Source organism: Nocardia brevicatena NBRC 12119, from assembly GCF_000308495.1.
GTDB lineage: Bacteria > Actinomycetota > Actinomycetes > Mycobacteriales > Mycobacteriaceae > Nocardia > Nocardia brevicatena.
In genome coordinates this window covers 55,627-74,747 of record NZ_BAFU01000059.1, presented here as the reverse complement: position 1 = coordinate 74,747, position 19,121 = coordinate 55,627, and the positions used below count along the sequence as shown (strand labels likewise).

17 protein-coding genes are annotated in these 19,121 nt (G+C 68.3%); 13 read left to right on the top strand and 4 right to left on the bottom strand.

Annotation, left to right across the window (positions count from 1 at the left end):
* Window positions 1-423 carry an ATP-binding protein gene (locus tag ON20_RS15680; RefSeq protein ID WP_040836329.1) on the bottom strand — a complete coding sequence of 141 codons (423 nt, stop codon included), beginning with the start codon at window positions 421-423 and terminating at the stop codon, window positions 1-3.
* A gap of 129 nt (window positions 424-552) precedes the next feature.
* On the opposite strand from ON20_RS15680, the gene rpe reads away from it, so the two are divergent.
* Window positions 553-1,227 (top strand): ribulose-phosphate 3-epimerase, encoded by a 675-nt coding sequence (gene rpe / locus ON20_RS15675; protein WP_040836328.1) that lies wholly within the window; start codon window positions 553-555, stop codon window positions 1,225-1,227.
* Between the two features lie 46 nt (window positions 1,228-1,273).
* Here rpe and ON20_RS15670 read toward each other — a convergent pair whose 3' ends face one another.
* Window positions 1,274-1,747, bottom strand: coding sequence for a hypothetical protein (locus ON20_RS15670; protein ID WP_051162557.1), 474 nt, complete (start codon window positions 1,745-1,747; stop codon window positions 1,274-1,276).
* Window positions 1,748-2,577: 830 nt separating this feature from the next.
* On the opposite strand from ON20_RS15670, the gene ON20_RS15665 reads away from it, so the two are divergent.
* The 4 genes from ON20_RS15665 (at window position 2,578) to ON20_RS15650 (ending at window position 5,802) form a co-directional block, all read left to right on the top strand.
* Window positions 2,578-3,201 carry a riboflavin synthase gene (locus ON20_RS15665; protein WP_040836327.1) on the top strand — a complete coding sequence of 208 codons (624 nt, stop codon included), beginning with the start codon at window positions 2,578-2,580 and terminating at the stop codon, window positions 3,199-3,201.
* Window positions 3,202-3,515: 314 nt separating this feature from the next.
* The gene (locus tag ON20_RS15660) at window positions 3,516-4,760 is read left to right on the top strand and encodes a bifunctional 3,4-dihydroxy-2-butanone-4-phosphate synthase/GTP cyclohydrolase II (RefSeq protein ID WP_040836326.1); all 1,245 of its coding nucleotides are present in this window, start codon (window positions 3,516-3,518) and stop codon (window positions 4,758-4,760) included.
* Window positions 4,761-4,788: 28 nt separating this feature from the next.
* Window positions 4,789-5,268 carry a 6,7-dimethyl-8-ribityllumazine synthase gene (gene ribH, locus ON20_RS15655; protein ID WP_040836325.1) on the top strand — a complete coding sequence of 160 codons (480 nt, stop codon included), beginning with the start codon at window positions 4,789-4,791 and terminating at the stop codon, window positions 5,266-5,268.
* 3 nt (window positions 5,269-5,271) lie between these two features.
* The gene (locus tag ON20_RS15650) at window positions 5,272-5,802 is read left to right on the top strand and encodes a PH domain-containing protein (RefSeq protein ID WP_083864943.1); all 531 of its coding nucleotides are present in this window, start codon (window positions 5,272-5,274) and stop codon (window positions 5,800-5,802) included.
* Between the two features lie 75 nt (window positions 5,803-5,877).
* Here ON20_RS15650 and ON20_RS15645 read toward each other — a convergent pair whose 3' ends face one another.
* On the bottom strand, window positions 5,878-7,815 hold the full coding sequence (locus ON20_RS15645; RefSeq protein ID WP_040836411.1) for a gamma-glutamyltransferase family protein: 1,938 nt from the start codon (window positions 7,813-7,815) through the stop codon (window positions 5,878-5,880).
* A gap of 487 nt (window positions 7,816-8,302) precedes the next feature.
* On the opposite strand from ON20_RS15645, the gene uvrC reads away from it, so the two are divergent.
* Window positions 8,303-10,381 carry an excinuclease ABC subunit UvrC gene (gene uvrC / locus ON20_RS15640; RefSeq protein WP_040836410.1) on the top strand — a complete coding sequence of 693 codons (2,079 nt, stop codon included), beginning with the start codon at window positions 8,303-8,305 and terminating at the stop codon, window positions 10,379-10,381.
* A gap of 92 nt (window positions 10,382-10,473) precedes the next feature.
* Here uvrC and ON20_RS15635 read toward each other — a convergent pair whose 3' ends face one another.
* Window positions 10,474-11,055, bottom strand: a complete 582-nt coding sequence (locus ON20_RS15635; RefSeq protein WP_040836409.1) for a TetR/AcrR family transcriptional regulator — start codon at window positions 11,053-11,055, stop codon at window positions 10,474-10,476.
* 87 nt (window positions 11,056-11,142) lie between these two features.
* Between ON20_RS15635 and ON20_RS15630 the strand changes: the two genes are divergently transcribed.
* From ON20_RS15630 to tpiA, 7 genes are all read left to right on the top strand, one after another.
* Window positions 11,143-11,874: an alpha/beta fold hydrolase gene (locus tag ON20_RS15630; RefSeq protein WP_051162584.1), complete on the top strand. Its 732-nt coding sequence runs from the start codon at window positions 11,143-11,145 to the stop codon at window positions 11,872-11,874.
* Between the two features lie 527 nt (window positions 11,875-12,401).
* Window positions 12,402-13,280, top strand: a complete 879-nt coding sequence (gene rapZ / locus ON20_RS15625; RefSeq protein WP_051162582.1) for an RNase adapter RapZ — start codon at window positions 12,402-12,404, stop codon at window positions 13,278-13,280.
* Window positions 13,277-14,323, top strand: a complete 1,047-nt coding sequence (locus ON20_RS15620; RefSeq protein ID WP_040836323.1) for a gluconeogenesis factor YvcK family protein — start codon at window positions 13,277-13,279, stop codon at window positions 14,321-14,323. Before rapZ ends, ON20_RS15620 begins: the two co-directional genes overlap by 4 nt.
* Entirely contained in the window at window positions 14,314-15,297 is a 984-nt protein-coding gene (whiA, locus tag ON20_RS15615; RefSeq protein ID WP_040836322.1) for a DNA-binding protein WhiA, read from the top strand. The genes ON20_RS15620 and whiA overlap by 10 nt, the downstream gene beginning before the upstream one ends.
* A 529-nt stretch (window positions 15,298-15,826) precedes the next feature.
* Complete coding sequence (gene gap / locus ON20_RS15610) at window positions 15,827-16,846, top strand: type I glyceraldehyde-3-phosphate dehydrogenase (RefSeq protein ID WP_040836321.1); 1,020 nt, start codon at window positions 15,827-15,829, stop codon at window positions 16,844-16,846.
* 12 nt (window positions 16,847-16,858) lie between these two features.
* Window positions 16,859-18,085 (top strand): phosphoglycerate kinase, encoded by a 1,227-nt coding sequence (locus tag ON20_RS15605; RefSeq protein WP_040836320.1) that lies wholly within the window; start codon window positions 16,859-16,861, stop codon window positions 18,083-18,085.
* Complete coding sequence (gene tpiA, locus ON20_RS15600) at window positions 18,085-18,870, top strand: triose-phosphate isomerase (protein WP_040836319.1); 786 nt, start codon at window positions 18,085-18,087, stop codon at window positions 18,868-18,870. Before ON20_RS15605 ends, tpiA begins: the two co-directional genes overlap by 1 nt.
* Window positions 18,871-19,121 lie beyond the last annotated feature (251 nt).

Genomic DNA, 19,121 nt, shown 5'->3' with positions numbered 1-19,121 from the left:
CTACGCCTTCCCTCGGATCCGACGGAACTCCACCGTCGTCGGATATCCGGAAACCTGGTGGTCGTAAGCTTCCTGGTGGGCCTGGACCTCATCGGTGAGCGTACGCAGCACATGCCAGCCGAAGCTGCGTTGGTCCGGCAGTCCCTCCGTGGCCGCCACTCCGCTCACCCGCACCAGTAACTCGAGATCACCGACGGTGAATCGGCAGTTCAGGCTCGTATCCGGAGCCGCCACGGCGATGAGCGTGGAGCACACCTCGTCGACGGCGAGTCGGATATCGGCGACTTCGTCGAGGGTGAAATCGCTGAGCAGGACCAGGGTTTCGGCGAGGCCGCGCACGATGGGCAGCTGGGTGACCGATGCCGCCACTCGAATCTCCACCGGAGTGCTGTAGAGCCCCTGTTCCGCCGAAATATTGATCACGCCCTGAAGGCTACCCACTCGAGGAAGGAGCAACCCACCCGCCACCGACCTCGCCCGGGTGGACGGCCGCGGTGGTGGATAGACTGCGGCGCTGTGTGCACGTCGACGTTCACCCGCCCCGCGGCCCCCATGATCGCCCCATCCATCCTCTCCGCCGATTTCGCGCGTCTGGCCGATGAGGCGAACGCGGTGTCGAGTGCCGACTGGCTGCACGTCGATGTGATGGACGCGCATTTCGTGCCGAATCTGACACTGGGTCTGCCGGTGGTGGAGAGCCTGCTGAAGGCCACCGATATCCCGCTGGACTGCCATCTGATGATCGAGAACCCGGCTCGCTGGGCGCCCCCGTACGCCGAGGCCGGTGCCTACAATGTGACCTTCCACGCCGAGGCCACCGATGATCCGGTGGCGGTGGCGCGCGATATCCGGGCCGCCGGCGCGAAGGCCGGCCTGTCGGTGAAGCCCAACACCCCCATCGAGCCGTACCTGGAGATCCTGCGTGATTTCGACACCCTCCTGGTGATGAGCGTGGAGCCCGGTTTCGGTGGGCAGTCGTTCATCCCGCACGTCCTGGAGAAAGCGCGGATCGTGCGCCGTCTGGTGGACGCCGGTGAGTTGCGGTTGGTGGTGGAGATCGACGGCGGTATCAACGCGAACACCATCGAGGCGGCCGCGGAGGCCGGTATCGACTGTTTCGTGGCCGGGTCGGCGGTGTACGACACCGAGAATCCGGGGGCCACGGTGGAGGAACTGCGGCGACAGGCCGCCGCCGTGTGGGCGCATGCGCACGGCACTGTCGGCTGATCCGGAAGCCGCCCGGTCGGGTACGGGGTGAGCTGTCCGAACGGGGTCAGCGGGGCGCGATCCGGCCCGACTCCGGTGTCAGGGCCGCCTCGAGGACCGCGTTCTGTGGGGGGCGCTTCGCGGCGCCCTGCGGAGCCTGCACCCAGATGCGGTAGCCGGTGTTCTCGTCGTGGGGGGAGGGCAGCACGATCTGACTGCCGGTGCCCGCGACGGTGATGTAGCGGCGGAACATCTCGGCGGACCGGACGGCGGTATGGTCGTATCGGTTGGGCCCGGTGAGGAATGTCCAACTGTGGGCCCGGGGGTGTGTGACCACTGGTCCCTCGATGCCGGTGTCCCGCAGTCGCCGCTGTACCCGTTCACCGAGTTCGACGGGCATGGTGACAGCCCCGTAGACGGCGCCCACATGCAGCAGAATGCACTTCGAGACGGGATCGACCACGGCGGGTAGGAGGTTTTTCTCCCGGTATTCGCGACAGCGCCGTTCCAATTCCGATACGGAACCGACGAGGGTGCTCACCGAGCATCACCTGTGCCGGGGAGGGTATCGGTCATCGGCAATACCGCGAGCCGATGATCGCCTGTTTCCTCAATTGCGGTCGGACTCGGTCCGTTCATGGGTTACTTCCTCGCGTAGTGGACTTGCTGTGCTGTTGCTGTGGGTGTCGGACAGGTCGGGGTGCGTGGGATCTCCGCAGTGCGGTCTCCGCCCGTTCGGGTGGGCGCCGCTGTTCGGCCGAGTGTGTGGCGCACAAGGCTGCTGTCCGGTTCGCGGACTCGCCGAGGCGGAAGATCCCACCGTTGTGCGGTGGCCCGAGCGTGGTTACCGAGAGACGGATCGACCTGCTGTGTACGAACTGTCCTGTTCGTGATGGCCGGGCTCACGACGGGGGTGGCCTTCCGGTGAGCCGGTCACATCACAATATTGCGGTAGTAGCTGTGGGTGTGCAAGCCAATGGAGACTTTTCGCGTTTCGATGCGATAGCAATGGGGAAAACAAACCTACCGGGGGTATGGGTGGCGCCCCGGTCGGTCGCGTAATTACGGGCTTTGCCGCCATTTATCGATACCGACGAGCCGGTATTTTTCGTCGGGAAATGCGCACAGGATTTCCCTCTGGAAACAATTCGGTGGCGTACACGTGTACGACCGGCGCGCTGTCGTCCGTCTCCCCCTGGCGAGGTCGTGCCCGGCGGGGTTTGCCACTCGGAGGGTGACCTGGACCCCGGACGCGGCGTGGGTGACCGCGGGCCGGGACCTAGGCTGTGAGGGAATGGCGAGCGCCGGGAATACCGATCCCCGCGCCGGCCGTTCCGTAATCGGAACACCGACGCGAACGGAGTTGAGTGCATGTTCACAGGCATCGTCGAGGAACTGGGCGAGATCGTCGCCGTGGAACGGTTGTCCGACGCCTCGCGGCTGACCATCCGCGGCGAACTGGTGACCTCCGATGCCGGGCACGGTGACTCCATCGCGGTCAACGGGGTCTGCCTGACCGTCGTCGACGTGGCGGACGGCGGCTCGTTCACCGTCGACGTCATGGGAGAGACGCTGAAACGGTCGAGTATCGACGGCCTGGGCCCGGGATCGGCGGTGAACCTGGAACGCGCGGCCGCGGTCAACAGCCGGCTCGGCGGCCATATCGTGCAGGGCCACGTCGACGGCACCGGCACCGTGCTCGCTCGCACCCCCGAGCGGAACTGGGAGATGGTGCGCATCTCCCTGCCCGACGCCATCGCCAAATACGTGGTGGAGAAGGGCTCTATTACCGTCGACGGTATCTCGCTGACCGTCTCCGCCCTCGGCCGCGCCGACACCCCGGCCGCCGACGGCACCCACGAGTGGTTCGAGGTCTCCCTCATCCCCACCACCCTGAAGCTGACCACCCTCGGCACCACCACTGTGGGAAGCCGGGTCAATCTGGAGGTCGACGTTATCGCCAAATACGTCGAACGTCTCCAGCAGCGCGGGTGAACGCCACACCGGTCGCCGGTACCGGCGACCGCCCCACCATCGCGCCCCTGACCGGCTCGGACCGGACCGGAAACCGGGACCGCTCGATGCCCCTGTCCATCCCCCGGGACAGCGCACCGTCACCCTCGAGTCCCTGTTGTAACGTTGCCGGCAGGCACCGTCGAGCGGAGAAATGTTTCGCAAGCTCAACCGGCCGGTGGTGGGCCTCGAGACCGAGGTCGGCGTTCGTGGCCCGCCTCGTGTACCCGTACCCGAGGGCTCGCGAACACGCCGCGCCGAACGGCGCGGCATATTCAACACAGGAGTAGTCAGACGTGACCAGGTTCGACAGTATCGAGCGGGCGGTCGCCGATATCGCGGCCGGTAAGCCGGTGGTGGTGGTCGACGACGAGGACCGGGAGAACGAGGGTGACCTCGTCTTCGCGGCGGAGAAGGCGACCCCGGAACTGGTCGCGTTCATGATCCGCTACACGTCCGGCTATATCTGTGTGCCGTTGACCGGTGACGACTGTGACCGGCTCGGCCTACCCCCGATGTACTCGGTGAACCAGGACAAACACGGCACCGCCTACACCGTGTCGGTGGACGCCAAGGAGGGCGTGACCACCGGTATCTCCGGTGCCGACCGGGCGACCACCATCCGACTGCTGGCCGACGCGGACGCCAAGGCCAATGATTTCACCCGCCCCGGTCATGTGGTGCCGCTACGCGCAAAGGACGGCGGCGTGCTGCGTCGGCCGGGACATACCGAGGCCGCGGTGGACCTGGCACGGATGGCCGGGCTGCGTCCGGCCGGGGTGATCTGTGAGATCGTCAGCCAGAAGGATGACGGGCATATGGCCCGCACCGACGAACTGCGGGTCTTCGCCGACGAGCACGAACTGGCGCTGATCTCCATCGCGGACATGATCGCGTGGCGGCGCAGGCACGAGAAGCACGTGGTGCGGGTGGCCGAGGCGCGGATCCCCACCGCACAGGGCGAGTTCACGGCGGTCGGCTACCAGAGCATCTACGACGAGGTGGAGCATGTCGCGCTGGTGCGGGGAGACATCCTCGACGGCGAGGACGTGCTGGTACGGGTGCATTCGGAATGTCTGACCGGTGATGTCTTCGGGTCGCTGCGCTGCGATTGCGGACCGCAGCTGGAGGCCGCGCTGGAGATGGTGGCCCGAGAGGGTCGCGGCGTGGTGCTGTACATGCGCGGGCACGAGGGCCGCGGAATCGGCCTGATGCACAAACTGCAGGCATATCAGCTGCAGGACTCCGGGCACGACACCGTCGACGCGAATATCGAGCTCGGTCTGCCCGCCGACGCCCGCGACTACGGCACCGGTGCGCAGATCCTGGTGGACCTCGGAATCAAATCGATGCGGCTGCTCACCAACAACCCGGCCAAACGGGTGGGCCTGGACGGGTACGGGCTGCGGATCACCGAACGGGTGCCGATGCCGGTGCGGGCGAATGCGGAGAACCTGCGGTATCTGCGCACCAAACGCGACCGGATGGGCCACGACCTGGTGGGATTGGACGATCTGGACCTGGGGGAGACCGCGCAGTGACCTCGATCGACAGGAAGGGTGGGAACCGATGAGCGGCACCGGTGTACCGAGTTTCGAACTCGCAGAGGCCAAGGATCTCGCGCTGGGAATCGTCGCGTCGCGCTGGCATACCGAGATCTGCGACACCCTGGTGGCCAATGCCGAGCGAGTCGCGAAGGAAGCCGGCGTGCAGAAGGTGACGGTGGTCCGCTGCGCCGGGGCGATGGAACTGCCCGTGGTGGCGCAGGAACTGGCGCGCGCCCATGACGCAGTGGTCGCACTGGGCGTGGTGATCCGCGGGGACACCCCGCATTTCGAATATGTCTGCGACGCGGTGACGGCGGGCCTGACCCGGGTTTCGCTCGACGAGAGCACCCCGGTCGCGAACGGGGTGCTCACCACGAACGACGAACAACAGGCATTGGACCGCGCCGGCCTGCCGGGCTCGGCCGAGGACAAGGGCGAGCAGGCGTGCGCCGCCGCCCTGGACGCCGCACTGACCCTGCGCGCGCTGCGCGCCATCCGGTAGCCGATGCCCGTCGTTCGGATATGGCGCCGCGCCGCCGGTCCCGCGGACTCCGGGACGCGGGAAAGACCGGTATGGGACCTCGAGGTGCGGCCGCGGCGGTCGCGGCGCACCGCGGTAGTGATCGCGGCCGGACTGGTGGTGGCCTTCACCGCGGTGGGGGTGTTCCTGCGCACCGAGTACACCGGTGTGAACTTCCGGGTGGCCGACCAGCTGGCCATGGTCGGGATCGGGGTGCTCGGCGCCGCGGCGGTACTGCTGCTGACCCGGCCACGGGTGCGGGTCGGTCCGCGCGGTGTGGTGGTACGGAATGTGCTCGGCGACAACGAGTTCGAGTGGCGCCACATTCGTGGTGTGTCGTTCCCCGAGCGTAAGGCGTGGGCACGGCTCGAACTGGTGAACGACGACTACGTTCCGATGTTGGCGATCCGCTCCAACGACAAGGAATACGCGATCGAGGCCCTGGACCGGCTCCGAGAACTGGGTGCGAAGTACACCGGATCGGCGGGGCGCCCGCGCCCGGGCGACAAGGGCTGAGCCGCCGGGCGATACCGGGTCGTGTTCCGCGTGCCGGGTTTGTCCGGCGCGCGACGAACCGGGCGCCGGAACCACTCAGCGGGTATCGCCGAGCACCTCACCCTCCCGGCGGGGATCGGCGCCGCCGATCCAGCCGGCGTCGCCGTCGCGGCTCAGCACGCTCAGCCCGCTGGACTGGGGCTCCACCGAAACCTGGTGGCCCAGTTCGCGCAGCCGGATGATCAGCGGATCGTGGGCGCCGTCGGCGCGGGTATCGATCGCCGGATGCTCCCCGCCGATGCCCGTGACCGGCGTGTTCGCCGCGCCGAACGATACGGCCGAGACGGCCTGCTGCGGATCGAGCCCCCAATCCAACATATTCACCAGGGTTTTCACCACGAACTGGATGATTACCGCACCGCCGGGGGAACCCGCCACATGGGTGAGGACGCCGCGCGTACCGTCGGGGGCACGGTCGAAGACCAGGGTGGGGCTCATCGAACTGCGCGGCCGTTTACCGGGTTCGACCCGATTGGCCACCGGTACGCCGTCGGTGCCGAGCGGTTCGGCGGCGAAATCGGTGAGCTGATTGTTCAGCAGGAATCCGTCCACCATGTGGAAGGAACCGAACGCGGATTCGACGGTGGTCGTCATGGCCGCGGCATTCCCGTAGGAGTCGACCACCGAGATATGGCTGGTTCCGTGTTCCGGCGGCTGTGGTCCGACCCCGACCGGCGCCGGACCGAAGTTCCCGGGTTGCGCGGTGCCCATGCTGTGGATGGGATCGATCAGCCCGGCGCGCTGTTTCAGATAGTTCTCATCGAGCAGGGTCTGCGCGGGATCACCCGGCAGCGGTACGAAATCCGGATCCGCGATGTACTTGTCGCGGTCGGCATAGGCCAGTCGTTCGGCTTCGGCGACGAGGTGCACCGCCTCGGCGCGCGGCCGGCCGCCATCGCGGTCGACGTCCTCTGGGCCCACGGCCGCCAGATCGAAGTTCTCCAGGATGCCCAGGGTGGCGGCGACGGTGATACCGCCGGACGAGGGCGCGGGCATACCGCAGACCTCATGTTCCCGGTAACCGGTGCACAGGGCGGTCCGCTTCCTCGGTTGGTAGCCGGCCAGGTCGTCGGCGGTGAGCATGCTCGGGGTGCGTCCGCCGGCCTCGGAACCGGCCGCGGCCACCACATCCGCGGCGATGGGACCGGTGTAGAACGCGTCGGCACCGTCGCCGGCGATGGCGGTCAGGGTTTTCGACATGGCCGGATTGGCCAGGACGGTCCCGGCGGGTTTGCCGGAGCCGTTCGGGTTCAGGAAGTAGTCCGCGGCGGTGGGGTCGCGGGCCAGGTCGGGCGCGGACTCGGTGATCTGCGCCGCGAGGCGCGGGCTTATCTCGAATCCCCGATCGGCCAGGGCGACGGCCGGATCGAACAGTTCCCGCCACGGGGTGCGGCCGTGTTCGCGTTGGGCGAGTTCGAGCATGCGCAGCGCCCCGGGCACCCCGATGGAGCGGCCGCTGGCCCGCGCGTTCGGTCGTGGTTCGGTGCGGTCGGTATCACTGACCCAGCGCAGATAGTTCTCGTCGGCGGCCGCGGGCGCGGTCTCCCGGCCGTCATATGCCTCGACGGTCCGGGTGCCGGCGTCGTAGTGCAGTAGGAAGGCGCCGCCGCCGATACCGGACGCCTGCGGTTCCACCAGCCCGAGTACGGTCTGCGCGGTGACCAGCGCGTCCGCCGCGGTACCGCCGTCACGCAGGACGGCGCACGCGGCCTCGGTCGCCAGCGGGTTCGCGGTGGACACCGCGTAGCGGGCGGTGCGTATCGCGGTCATTCCCGCGCGGTATCCCGACGCGATCTCCGGCGCGAGGGCGAGATTGCGCGACGTGGATGCGCCCCGCGTCGCGGTGGTGGGCGGTGCGGCGATGACCGGGGTGCCCGTCGCCGTAGGGGTACACGCGCCCACGGTCTCGGATTCATCGGAACATCCGCTCAGTGATCCGGCGATGAGCGCGGCGGCCACCGCGAGTCCGCCCAGAACCCGCCATCGGGGCCCGCCCCGGCTCCGGACCGGCCGGAGCGAATTCGCGCCGGCGGGTTCGCGCAGAAAGAAAAGACCCAGGGTCACGAGGACCCCGATCCGCGCCGCCTCTGCCGGCGCAATCCCACACGGCCGGGGCCCATCTCGGATCCGGACCGACCGAAGCGGTGGCGTGTCGGTGGTGATGTGGGAGAAGAGGGGTGCCAGGGCCATGGAAGGCCGGCACGGCCGCGATCAGGAGGTACATCACCCCGGTCGGCGGGGCCCGCGCCGGGTCTGGACCGACCGGAGCGGCGTCGCGCAGCGGCGTCGCGGAGGGAGGGAAGAGCCGGGGTCACGAGGGCCCCGTTCCGCGCCGCCGTTGGCGGCGCCATCCAACACAGCCTCATGCACGGACTGTAGCGTCGTCGGCCGAGCGGGGTGGTGAGTTCGGTACACCGAGACCGGGAACCCGTTGTCGGTGCCGGTCACTAGGCTGGAGTTCGTGGCAGATCCCGCGACGTACCGCCCGAAGCCGGGCACGATTCCCGTCGAACCCGGTGTCTACAAATTCCGGGACTCCTACGGCCGCGTCGTCTATGTGGGTAAGGCCAAGAGCCTACGTAGCCGGCTGAATTCGTACTTCGCCGATGTGGCCTCGCTGCACCCGCGGACCCGGCAGATGGTCACCACCGCCGCGAGTGTGGAGTGGACCGTGGTCTCCACCGAGGTGGAGGCCCTGCAGCTGGAATACAACTGGATCAAGGAATTCGATCCGCGGTTCAATGTCCGCTACCGCGACGACAAGACCTACCCGGTGCTGGCCGTCACGCTGAACGAGGAGTATCCGCGGCTGTTCGTCTACCGCGGGGCGCGGCGCAAGGGCGTGCGCTATTTCGGTCCGTACTCCCATGCCTGGGCCATCCGGGAGACCTTGGACCTGCTGTTGCGGGTGTTCCCGGCGCGTACCTGCTCGGCCGGGGTGTTCAAACGACACGGTCAGATGGGTCGACCCTGCCTGCTCGGCTATATCGACAAATGCTCCGCGCCGTGTGTGGGTCGGGTGGGCGCCGCCGAGCATCGGCGCATCGTCGACGATTTCTGTGATTTCCTGGCCGGCCGCACCGATCGGATGGTCCGGGAGCTGGAACATCGGATGCACGCCGCCGCCGAGGAACTGGATTTCGAAACGGCGGCCCGGTTGCGCGACGACGTCCAGGCGCTGCGGCGGGTGCTGGAGAAACAGGCCGTGGTGTTGGGTGACGGCACCGATGCCGATGTCATCGCCTTCGCCACCGACGAACTTCAGGTCGCGGTGCAGGTATTCCATGTTCGTGACGGTCGGGTCCGTGGCCAACGCGGTTGGGTGGTGGACAAGTCCGGGGACGTGGTCGATATCCCCGCCGACGGTGGGGAGCAATCCGAGCAGGCCGCCCTGGTCGAACAGTTCCTCACCCAGTTCTACGGGGAGCAGGTGGCCGTCGCCGAGCAGAGCGCCGACGATCGGCCCGCGACCGTGGTGCCCCGCGACGTGCTGGTGCCGCAGCTGCCCGCGGACGCCGATCAGGTGCAGGCCTGGCTGTCCCGGCTGCGCGGTTCGGCCGTGCGGCTGCGGGTTCCGCAGCGCGGGGACAAGAAGGCCCTCGCCGAGACGGTGGCGCGCAATGCCCAGGAGGCACTGGCCCAGCACAAACTCCGCCGCGCCGGGGACCTGACCTCCCGATCGGCGGCGCTGCAGGACATTCAGGACGCCCTCGACCTCGATACCGCCCCGCTGCGCATCGAATGCGTGGACATCAGCCATGTCCAAGGCACCGATGTGGTGGCCTCGCTGGTGGTGTTCGAGGACGGCCTGCCCCGCAAATCCGACTACCGCCACTACGCGATCAGAGAAGCGGCGGGCGGCGGGCGTTCCGATGATGTCGCGAGTATCGCCGAGGTCACCCGGCGCCGGTTCGCGCGATTGCGGCGTGAACGTGACGCCGTCGAACGCGCGGACCTCGCCGGTGTCGACACCCCGACCGACCTCGGGGCCGTGGACACCGAACCGGCCCGGATCGACGATACGGACGGGCTCGTCGACACCGCCACGGAACCGAGCTTCCCGCCCGGTATCGATCCGAGAACCGGACGCCCCCGCAAATTCGCCTACCCGCCCAACCTGTACGTGGTCGACGGCGGCGCCCCGCAGGTCGCGGCGGCCGCCGAGGTGCTGGAGGAACTCGGTATCACCGACGTGGCGGTGATCGGTTTGGCCAAACGCCTGGAGGAGGTGTGGGTGCCCGGCGAACCCGACCCGGTGATCCTGCCGCGCACCAGCGAGGCGCTGTACCTGCTGCAGCGGGTCCGTGACGAGGCACACCGGTTCGCCATCACCTTCCACCGCAGCAAACGCTCCCGCCGGATGACCGAATCGGTCCTGGACTCGGTGCGCGGGCTGGGTGAGACCCGGCGGACGGCGCTGGTCACGCATTTCGGGTCGGTGGCGCGGTTGAAGGAGGCCACCGTCGAGGAGATCACCGAGGTACCGGGTATAGGCCGGGCCACCGCCCAGGCGGTACTGGCGGCACTCAACAGCGAGTAGGCCCTGTCCGCGCACTTCACGCAGTAAGTCGGGGTCGCGGGGGACACGGGGCCGCACTCGGGCCCCGGCCGCTCGGGGGAGGCCGTGGGTGGTCAGATGTCGGCGATACCGGACAGCACGAGGTCGACGAGGTAGTCCAGGTATTCGGGTCCGACGGGCTCGTTCCGGAGCCGTAGGCGGAACCAGACCGCGCCGGCGAGCAGGTCCATGATCGCGGCGGGGTCGGTGCCGGCCCGCAGTTCGCCTCGCGCGATGGCGCGGTCGAATATCTCCTGCTCGCGCTCCATACGGTCGGCGAAGAACGATCGGGTGATGGCCGCGATCTGCGGGCGGGTCGGTGCCGCCGCCAGCGCGGCGGTGGCGATGGCGGCGGTGGCCGGGTCGGTCAGCAACCCCGTGATGCTCCGGGCCAGCGCGAGGAGATCTTCCCGCAGGCTTCCCGTATCCGGAACGGCGAACGCCAGTACGCGGGACTCGGTCAGCGCGGCGGCCAACAGGGCGTCCTTCGACGACCACCACCGATAGATGGTGGTCTTGTTGACTCCGGCTCGGTGGGCGACCGCTTCGATGGTCACGCCGTCGTAACCGTGAGCGGTCAGCAGGTCGATGGCCGCGGCGAAAATCGCGTCGGCCCGTCGGGGGCGAGGGCCGGCAGGTTGGGCGAAGGTCTCCACGGCCACAGAATACAACGCAACGTTGCGTTGTATTAACGGAGAGGCTATGGTCAACGCAACGTTGCGTTGTATTCCTTGGAGGGTGATGTGGTGGACCTACCGGTGGTGTTCGTGCATGGCATCCGCCTCAGCGGTAGGTGCTGGACCGAAGTCCTCGACCGGGTCGGCGCCCGGCGCCCGGTGTGTGCCGTCGACCTTCCCGGTCACGGTGCACGACGCGGCGAACATTTCGGCCTCGAGGGGGCGATCGACGCGGTGCGCCAGGCCATCGACGACATGGGTGGTCATGCCGTCGTGGTGGGGCACTCGCTCGGCGGATACGTGAGCATCGCCACGGCGGCACGCCATCGCGAGAAGGTCGCCGGTCTGGTCGTCACCGGGGCGACCTGCCTTCCCGGGCGGGAGCTCGAGGTGCCGTTCACACTCGTACACCGGGTGCTCTCGAGGCAACGGGACGGCGGCGAACGCATCAGCGGCCGGATTTTCGACCGGGTGCTGCCCGGCGATGCGGCCGAGGAAATCAAGCGGGGTGGGATCGCGACCGAGGTGATCCCCGATGTGGTGGGAGAGATCGGCGGATTCGACATCCTCGCTCACCTCGGCGGGTATGACGGTCCGGTTTGGCTCGTCAACGGCGGTCGCGACCACTTCCGGATCCATGAGCGTCGTTTCCTGGCAGCCTGCTCGGATGGACGGCTGCTCGTCGTACCCGCCGTGGGACACTACCTGCCGCTGGCCCGGCCGGTCGAATTCTCCCGCCTGGTGCTCGACCTGGCCGCCGGCTGTCGGTCCCGGGCCGAGGGCCCGGCCGTGCGATAGGCGCGATATCGACGGGATCGGCGTGTTCCGCGATCGCGGACGGACCGGTGGTGTGCCCGGTGTGGTGAACGAGACCGCACGATGCGGTGCCGTACCGCGCACCTCGGATTCCGGTCGATGGGATGAGCGGGTCGGAGGGTGCTCTGCCCGCTCCTCGGTGCGGCGGAGCCGGCCTTCCCGTGTGCCGGTCCGACCCGTCCGGACGGCTCGGCGTCGATCGGATATCTTCCCCGGCTACGGACGTATGCGGGCTGTCGGCGGACCGTGTCCGGCCGCGTCCATTAGGGTCTACAGTTCAAAGGCCCCTTCAGGCATCGCCAGGGACTTGTGCGACAGGCCGGCGTCGTCCAGAACTCGCGGCCCGAGCAGGTATGTTGTGCCCGCCCGGAGATCACTGAACCGGTGTGGGAGATCGGAAGGCACTCCAGACACAGATCCGGTGGTACATGACACGCGTTGAATCGAACAACAGTGCGGTGACCGCGGGTACGGCGGGACGGCGACCCGACCCGCCGGTCGAGGTCGTGATGGTTACCGGCCTGTCCGGGGCGGGACGCGGCACCGCCGCCCGAGTCCTGGAGGACCTGGGCTGGTACGTCACCGACAACCTGCCCCCCGAGCTGATCGGCCGGATGGTCGAACTCGGCGCCACCGCGGATCCGCCGATCCGGCGGTTGGCCATCGTCATGGACGTGCGCAGCCGGTTCTTCACCGGCGACCTGTCCGCGGTCACCGAGCAGCTGCGCACTCGCGGTGTGCCGACCCGGGTGCTGTTCCTGGAGGCCTCCGACGATGTGCTGATCCGCCGGTTCGGTTTCGCCCGCCGCCGCCATCCGCTGCAGGGCGAAAGCGCCGACGGCACCCTCTCGGAAGGAATCGCCGCCGAACGGGTGCGGCTGGCCGCGGTGAAGGCCGCGGCCGACGTCGTCATCGATACCACCGAGCTGTCCATCCACCAGCTGCACCGCAAGTTGGAGGAGGTCTACGGTGGCGGCGCGCCCGCGGCGCTGCAACTGACCGTGCAATCGTTCGGATTCAAGTACGGTGTCCCGCTGGATGCCGACATGGTGTTGGACGTACGTTTCCTGCCCAACCCGCACTGGGTACCAGAACTGCGGCAGCACACCGGCCAGGAGACGGAAGTCAGCGAATACGTGCTGTCGCGACCGGGTGCCGAGGATTTCCTGCGCACCTGTCGTCACCTGGTCGACCTGGCCACGAAGGGCTACCGCCAAGAGGGGAAGCGATACATGACGGTCGCAGTGGGCTGCACCGGTGGCAGGCACCGCAGTGTGGCGATCGCCGAGGCACTCGGTGAACTGATCGGCGCCGGAATCGACGCCGATGCCGAAGGTCCCGTCGACGTGGTGCGGGTGGTGCACCGAGATCTGGGGCGCGGCGAATGACGGGCTGGGAAACCAATCCCGCCGTAGTCGCCCTCGGCGGCGGCCACGGCCTGTACGCGACACTCACCGCCGTCCGGCGATTAACCCGCAAGATTTGCGCGGTGGTGACCGTCGCCGACGACGGGGGGTCGTCCGGGCGGTTGCGTGCCGAACTCGGGGTACCACCGCCGGGAGATCTGCGAATGGCACTGGCCGCCTTGGCCGCCGACGCCGACGGGGTGTGGACGCGGACCGTGCAGCACCGGTTCGGTGGGACCGGCGCCCTGGCCGGACATTCGGTCGGCAACCTGATCCTGGCCGGTCTCACCGAGGTGCTCGGTGATCCGGTGGCCGCGCTGGATCAGGTCGGCGTGATGCTCGGGACGACCGGACGGGTCCTGCCCATGTCGTCCATTCCGCTGGACATCGAGGCCGATGTCTCCGGGTTGGAGGCCGATCCGCGAGTGAGCCGGTGCATTCGCGGGCAGGTCGCGGTCGCGACCACTCCGGGCAAGGTGCGGCGGGTGCGGTTGATCCCGTCCGACCCGCCCGCGTCCCCGGATGCCACCCACGCCGTGGAACACGCCGATGTGGTGGTGCTCGGCCCGGGATCCTGGTTCACCAGCGTGATCCCGCACGTCCTGGTGCCGGAACTGCGCGACGCGCTGACCTACACCCGGGCCCGAAAGATACTGGTGCTCAACCTCGCCGCCGAGCCGGGAGAGACGGCCGGATTCTCCGCCGAACGGCACCTGCATGTATTGTCCCAGCACGCACCCGATTTCGCGGTCGACGATGTACTGGTCGATTCCGGGAGCGTACCCGTGGGCCGGGAACGCGAACATGTGGCGCGGGCTGCCGATCAATTGCGGGCCCGGGTAGTCTTTTCCGATGTCGCCGACGCGGGAACCGACCGGCATCACCCCGGAAAACTTGCCGCCGCACTGGATCAGCTGATCCGGGAACCTCGGCCGCAGAAATCAGGGCTTCGCGTCGAGGGACGGCACATGGGTCAGGATGTGCGGTCCGGGTTGGGTGGAAAGGAGCGCGTCTCGTGGCGATGACAGCCGAAGTGAAAGACGAGCTGAGCAGGCTCGCCATAACGCAGGTGAGTTCGCGCAAGGCGGAACTGTCCGCCCTGCTGCGGTTCGCCGGCGGCCTGCATATCGTCGGCGGCCGAGTGATCGTCGAAGCCGAGGTGGACATGGGCTCGATTGCCCGCCGGCTACGACGGGAGATCTTCGAACTCTACGGTTACGGTTCCGATGTGCACGTACTCGGCGCAGGCGGTCTGCGCAAGACGTCGCGCTACGTGGTCCGGGTCGCCAAGGAGGGCGAAGCGCTGGCCCGCCAGACCGGTCTGCTGGATATTCGCGGACGTCCGGTGCGGGGTCTGCCGGCGCAGGTGGTCGGTGGCAGCATCGGCGATGCCGAGGCCGCCTGGCGCGGCGCCTTCCTGGCTCACGGTTCGCTCACCGAGCCGGGACGCTCATCGGCACTCGAGGTCAGCTGCCCCGGTCCGGAGGCAGCGCTGGCGCTGGTGGGCGCGGCGCGGCGGCTGGGGATCTCCGCCAAGGCGCGCGAGGTACGCGGCACCGACCGGGTGGTGGTGCGCGACGGTGAGGCCATCGGCGCGCTGCTCACCCGGATGGGAGCCCAGGACACCCGGCTCACCTGGGAGGAGCGTCGGATGCGGCGTGAGGTGCGCGCCACCGCCAACCGGCTGGCCAATTTCGACGACGCCAATCTGCGCCGCTCGGCGCGAGCGGCGGTGGCGGCCGCCGCGCGGGTGGAACGGGCCCTGGAACTGCTCGGCGACAATGTGCCCGATCATCTCGCCGCGGCGGGCAGACTGCGAGTACAGCATCGGCAGGCCTCGCTGGAGGAACTGGGCCAGCTCGCCGATCCACCGATGACGAAGGACGCGGTGGCCGGCCGGATCCGGCGGCTGCTGTCGATGGCCGACCGGCGCGCCAAGGAACTGGGTGTACCGGATACCGAATCGGCGGTTACCGCGGAGTTGCTGGACGAGGCTTGAGTTTTTGGCGCCGCCTTCGGCGGCGCGGGGTTGCGGCCCTCTCGTGCGTCGGGCGCCGGCGCTCGCGATTCGCGCCTGCGGCGCATGCGCGTCGAGCGCCCGACGCGGGCCGCAACCCTTTCAGGGCCTCGTAAGGCTCGGCCCCCACGGGTTGGTTTGGCATCGTGGGGCTTGGTTGGGCTCGGGGGACCGCCTGCGATCACAGGGGCGGTTCGGGTTCGTAAACCGGCCAGGGATCGCAGGGGTGGAGCGGGCTCGTGGGGCCGAGTAGGGATCACAGGAGTGGTTCGAGCTTCAAGGCTTGGCTTGTGTTCGTGGGAGTTGGCTCGGCCTCGTAGGCGGCTCGGCCGCGGGTTCGTAGGACTACTCGGTTCGGGCTCAGGGCCGGTTCGGGATTGTGGGGCTCGGTGTCGGGGAGGCTGCCCGGTATGTGGTTCTCCCGTGGGCGGGCGCATGTCGGTGCGACCTCGGCCGGGCACTAGTGTTAGGGCATCGGAATGAATCCGCTGGAAAGCTGAGGAGCGATATCGTGACTGTCCGGGTAGGCATCAACGGCTTCGGCCGCATCGGCCGCAACTTCTTCAGGGCGGTCGAGGCGCAGAAGGCGCTCGGCACCACCGACATCGAGATCGTCGCCGTGAACGACCTCACCGACAACGCGACCCTGGCCACGCTGCTGAAGTACGACTCCATCCTGGGCCGCCTGCCCGAGGAGGTCTCGCTCGACGGTGAGGACACCATCGTGGTCGGTGACCAGCGGATCAAGGCGCTGGCCATCAAGGAGGGCCCGGCGGCGCTGCCCTGGGGCGAGCTGGGTGTCGACGTGGTCGTGGAGTCGACCGGTATCTTCACCGACGCCACCAAGGCCAAGGGCCACCTGGCCGCCGGCGCCAAGAAGGTCGTCATCTCCGCGCCCGCCAAAGGCGAGGACATCACCATCGTGATGGGTGTCAACGACGACAAGTACGACGGCAGCCAGAACATCATCTCCAACGCGTCCTGCACCACCAACTGCCTGGGCCCGCTGGCCAAGGTGCTGCACGACGAGTTCGGCATCGTCAAGGGTCTGATGACCACCATCCACGCCTACACCCAGGATCAGAACCTGCAGGACGGTCCGCACAAGGATCTGCGCCGCGCCCGCGCCGCCGCGGTGAACATCGTGCCGACGAGCACCGGTGCGGCCAAGGCCATCGGGCTGGTGCTGCCGGAACTCAACGGTAAGCTCGACGGCTATTCCCTGCGGGTACCGATTCCCACCGGCTCGATCACCGACCTGACAGCCGATCTCGCCAAGAAGGCCACCGTCGAGGAGGTCAACGAAGCCTTCAAGGCGGCCGCCGAGGGATCGCTGCGCGGCATCCTGAAGTACAGTGTCGACCCGATCGTATCCAGCGATATCGTCACCGACCCGCACTCGTCGATTTTCGACGCGCCGCTGACCAAGGTCATCGACGACCAGGTGAAGGTCTACTCGTGGTACGACAACGAGTGGGGTTACTCCAACCGTCTCGCCGATCTCATCGACCTCGTCGGCAAGTCGCTCTAAGGATCGCCCGCAGTGACTGTCAAAACACTCGCAGACCTGTTGGCCGAGGGTGTCGAGGGTCGGGGCGTACTGGTGCGCTCCGATCTCAACGTCCCCCTCGACAACGGTGTGATCACCGACCCCGGCCGCATCATCGCCTCGGTCCCGACCATTCGCGCGCTGGTCGAGGCCGGTGCCAGGGTGATCGTCACCGCCCATCTGGGCCGCCCCGAGGGCGCACCGGACCCGGCGCTGTCGCTGGCCCCGGTCGCCGCCCGGCTGAGCGAGGAACTGGGCCGCAACGTCCAGCTCGCCGGTGATGTGGTGGGCCAGGACGCGCTGGCCCGGTCGGAAGGGCTCACCGACGGCGACGTGCTGCTGCTGGAGAACATCCGCTTCGATCCGCGCGAGACCAGCAAGGACGATTCCGAGCGGGCGAAACTGGCCGCGGCACTGGTGGACCTGGTCGGCGACGACGGCGCGTTCGTCTCCGACGGCTTCGGTGTGGTGCACCGCAAACAGGCCTCCGTCTACGACGTGGCCAAGCTGCTGCCGCACTACGCGGGCACGCTGGTGGCGGCCGAGGCCGAGGTGCTGGCCAAACTGACCGAAACCACCGACCGCCCGTACGCGGTGGTGCTCGGCGGTTCCAAGGTCTCGGACAAACTGGCCGTGATCGAGGCGCTGGCCCCCAAGGTGGACACCCTGGTCATCGGCGGCGGTATGTGCTTCACCTTTCTCGCCGCCGAGGGGCTGTCGGTGGGTTCGTCGCTGCTGCAGGAGGAGATGATCGACACCTGCAAACGGCTGCTGGACCGCTACGCCGATGTCATCCACCTGCCGCGCGATATCGTCGTCGCCGACTCCTTCTCCGCCGACGCGCAGGCGAAGGTCGTGCCGGCCCACGAGATCCCGGACGGGTGGATGGGTCTGGACATCGGCCCGGAATCGGTGGACCGGTTCGCCGTCCTGCTCACCCAGGCGCGCACGCTGTTCTGGAACGGGCCGATGGGCGTGTTCGAGTTCGAGAAGTTCGCCGCGGGCACCCGGGGTGTGGCCGAGGCCATCGCGGCCGCGACCGATAAGGGCGCGTTCACCGTCGTCGGCGGTGGCGATTCGGCCGCGGCGGTGCGGGCGCTCGGTCTGCCGGAGGATGGTTTCTCGCATATCTCCACCGGCGGCGGCGCGTCGCTGGAATACCTGGAGGGCAAGGAACTGCCGGGGATCAGCGTGCTCGACGATGCGGCGGAGGGCGTGTGATGGCCCGTACCCCACTCATTGCCGGCAACTGGAAGATGAACCTCAACCACCTCGAGGCCATCGCCCTGGTGCAGAAGATCGCCTTCGCGCTGCCGGAGAAGTATTTCGACCGGGTCGACGTGGCGGTGATCCCGCCGTTCGTGGACATCCGCAGTGTGCAGACCCTGGTGGAGGGTGACAAACTGCGCATCACCTACGGCGCGCAGGATGTGTCCGCCCACGATGCGGGCGCCTACACCGGCGAGGTCAGCGCGTCCATGCTGGCCAAGCTGGGCTGCACCTTCGTCGTGGTCGGGCATTCCGAACGCCGCCAGTACCACAACGAGGACGACGCCACCGTGCTGGCCAAGGCCAAGCAGGCACTGAAGAACGGGATCACCCCGATCGTGTGCATCGGCGAGGGCCTCAATGTCCGCGAGGCGCGCACCCATGTCGAGTACAACCTCGAACAGCTGCTCGGTTCGCTGAAGGGGCTGTCGGCCGAGGAGGTCTCGAAGGTCGTCATCGCCTACGAACCGGTCTGGGCCATCGGCACCGGCAAGGTCGCCACCCCCGCCGACGCGCAGGAGGTGTGCGGTGCCATCCGGGACGAACTGCAACAGCTGGCCTCTCCGGAGGTCGCCGCGGCGGTGCGGGTGCTCTACGGTGGCTCGGTGAACGCCAAGAATGTCGGTGAACTGGTCAAACAGCCCGATATCGACGGTGCCCTGGTGGGCGGGGCCTCGCTCAAGGGCGACGAATTCGCCACCCTGTCCGCCATCGCGGCGGGCGGGCCGCTGCCCTGAGCGAAGGAAGGTCGCCGAGGCCCACCGGTTCCACGACCGGTGGGCCTCGGCGTTTTCCGTCTCGCACGATCGGTGTCCGCTCACGCCACATATGAGCCGGTAGCGTCGGCCGGCTCCCCATCGAGCACCAGGACAGGGGAGGGCCCCACCGGCCGAAGAACCGGAAGCCGTGACCATCCGGGTGGTTCGGTGCCGGGTCGGTCCGGTGGTGTTGGTCCTGATGCGGCCGGTTCCGATGCGGCCGGTTCCGA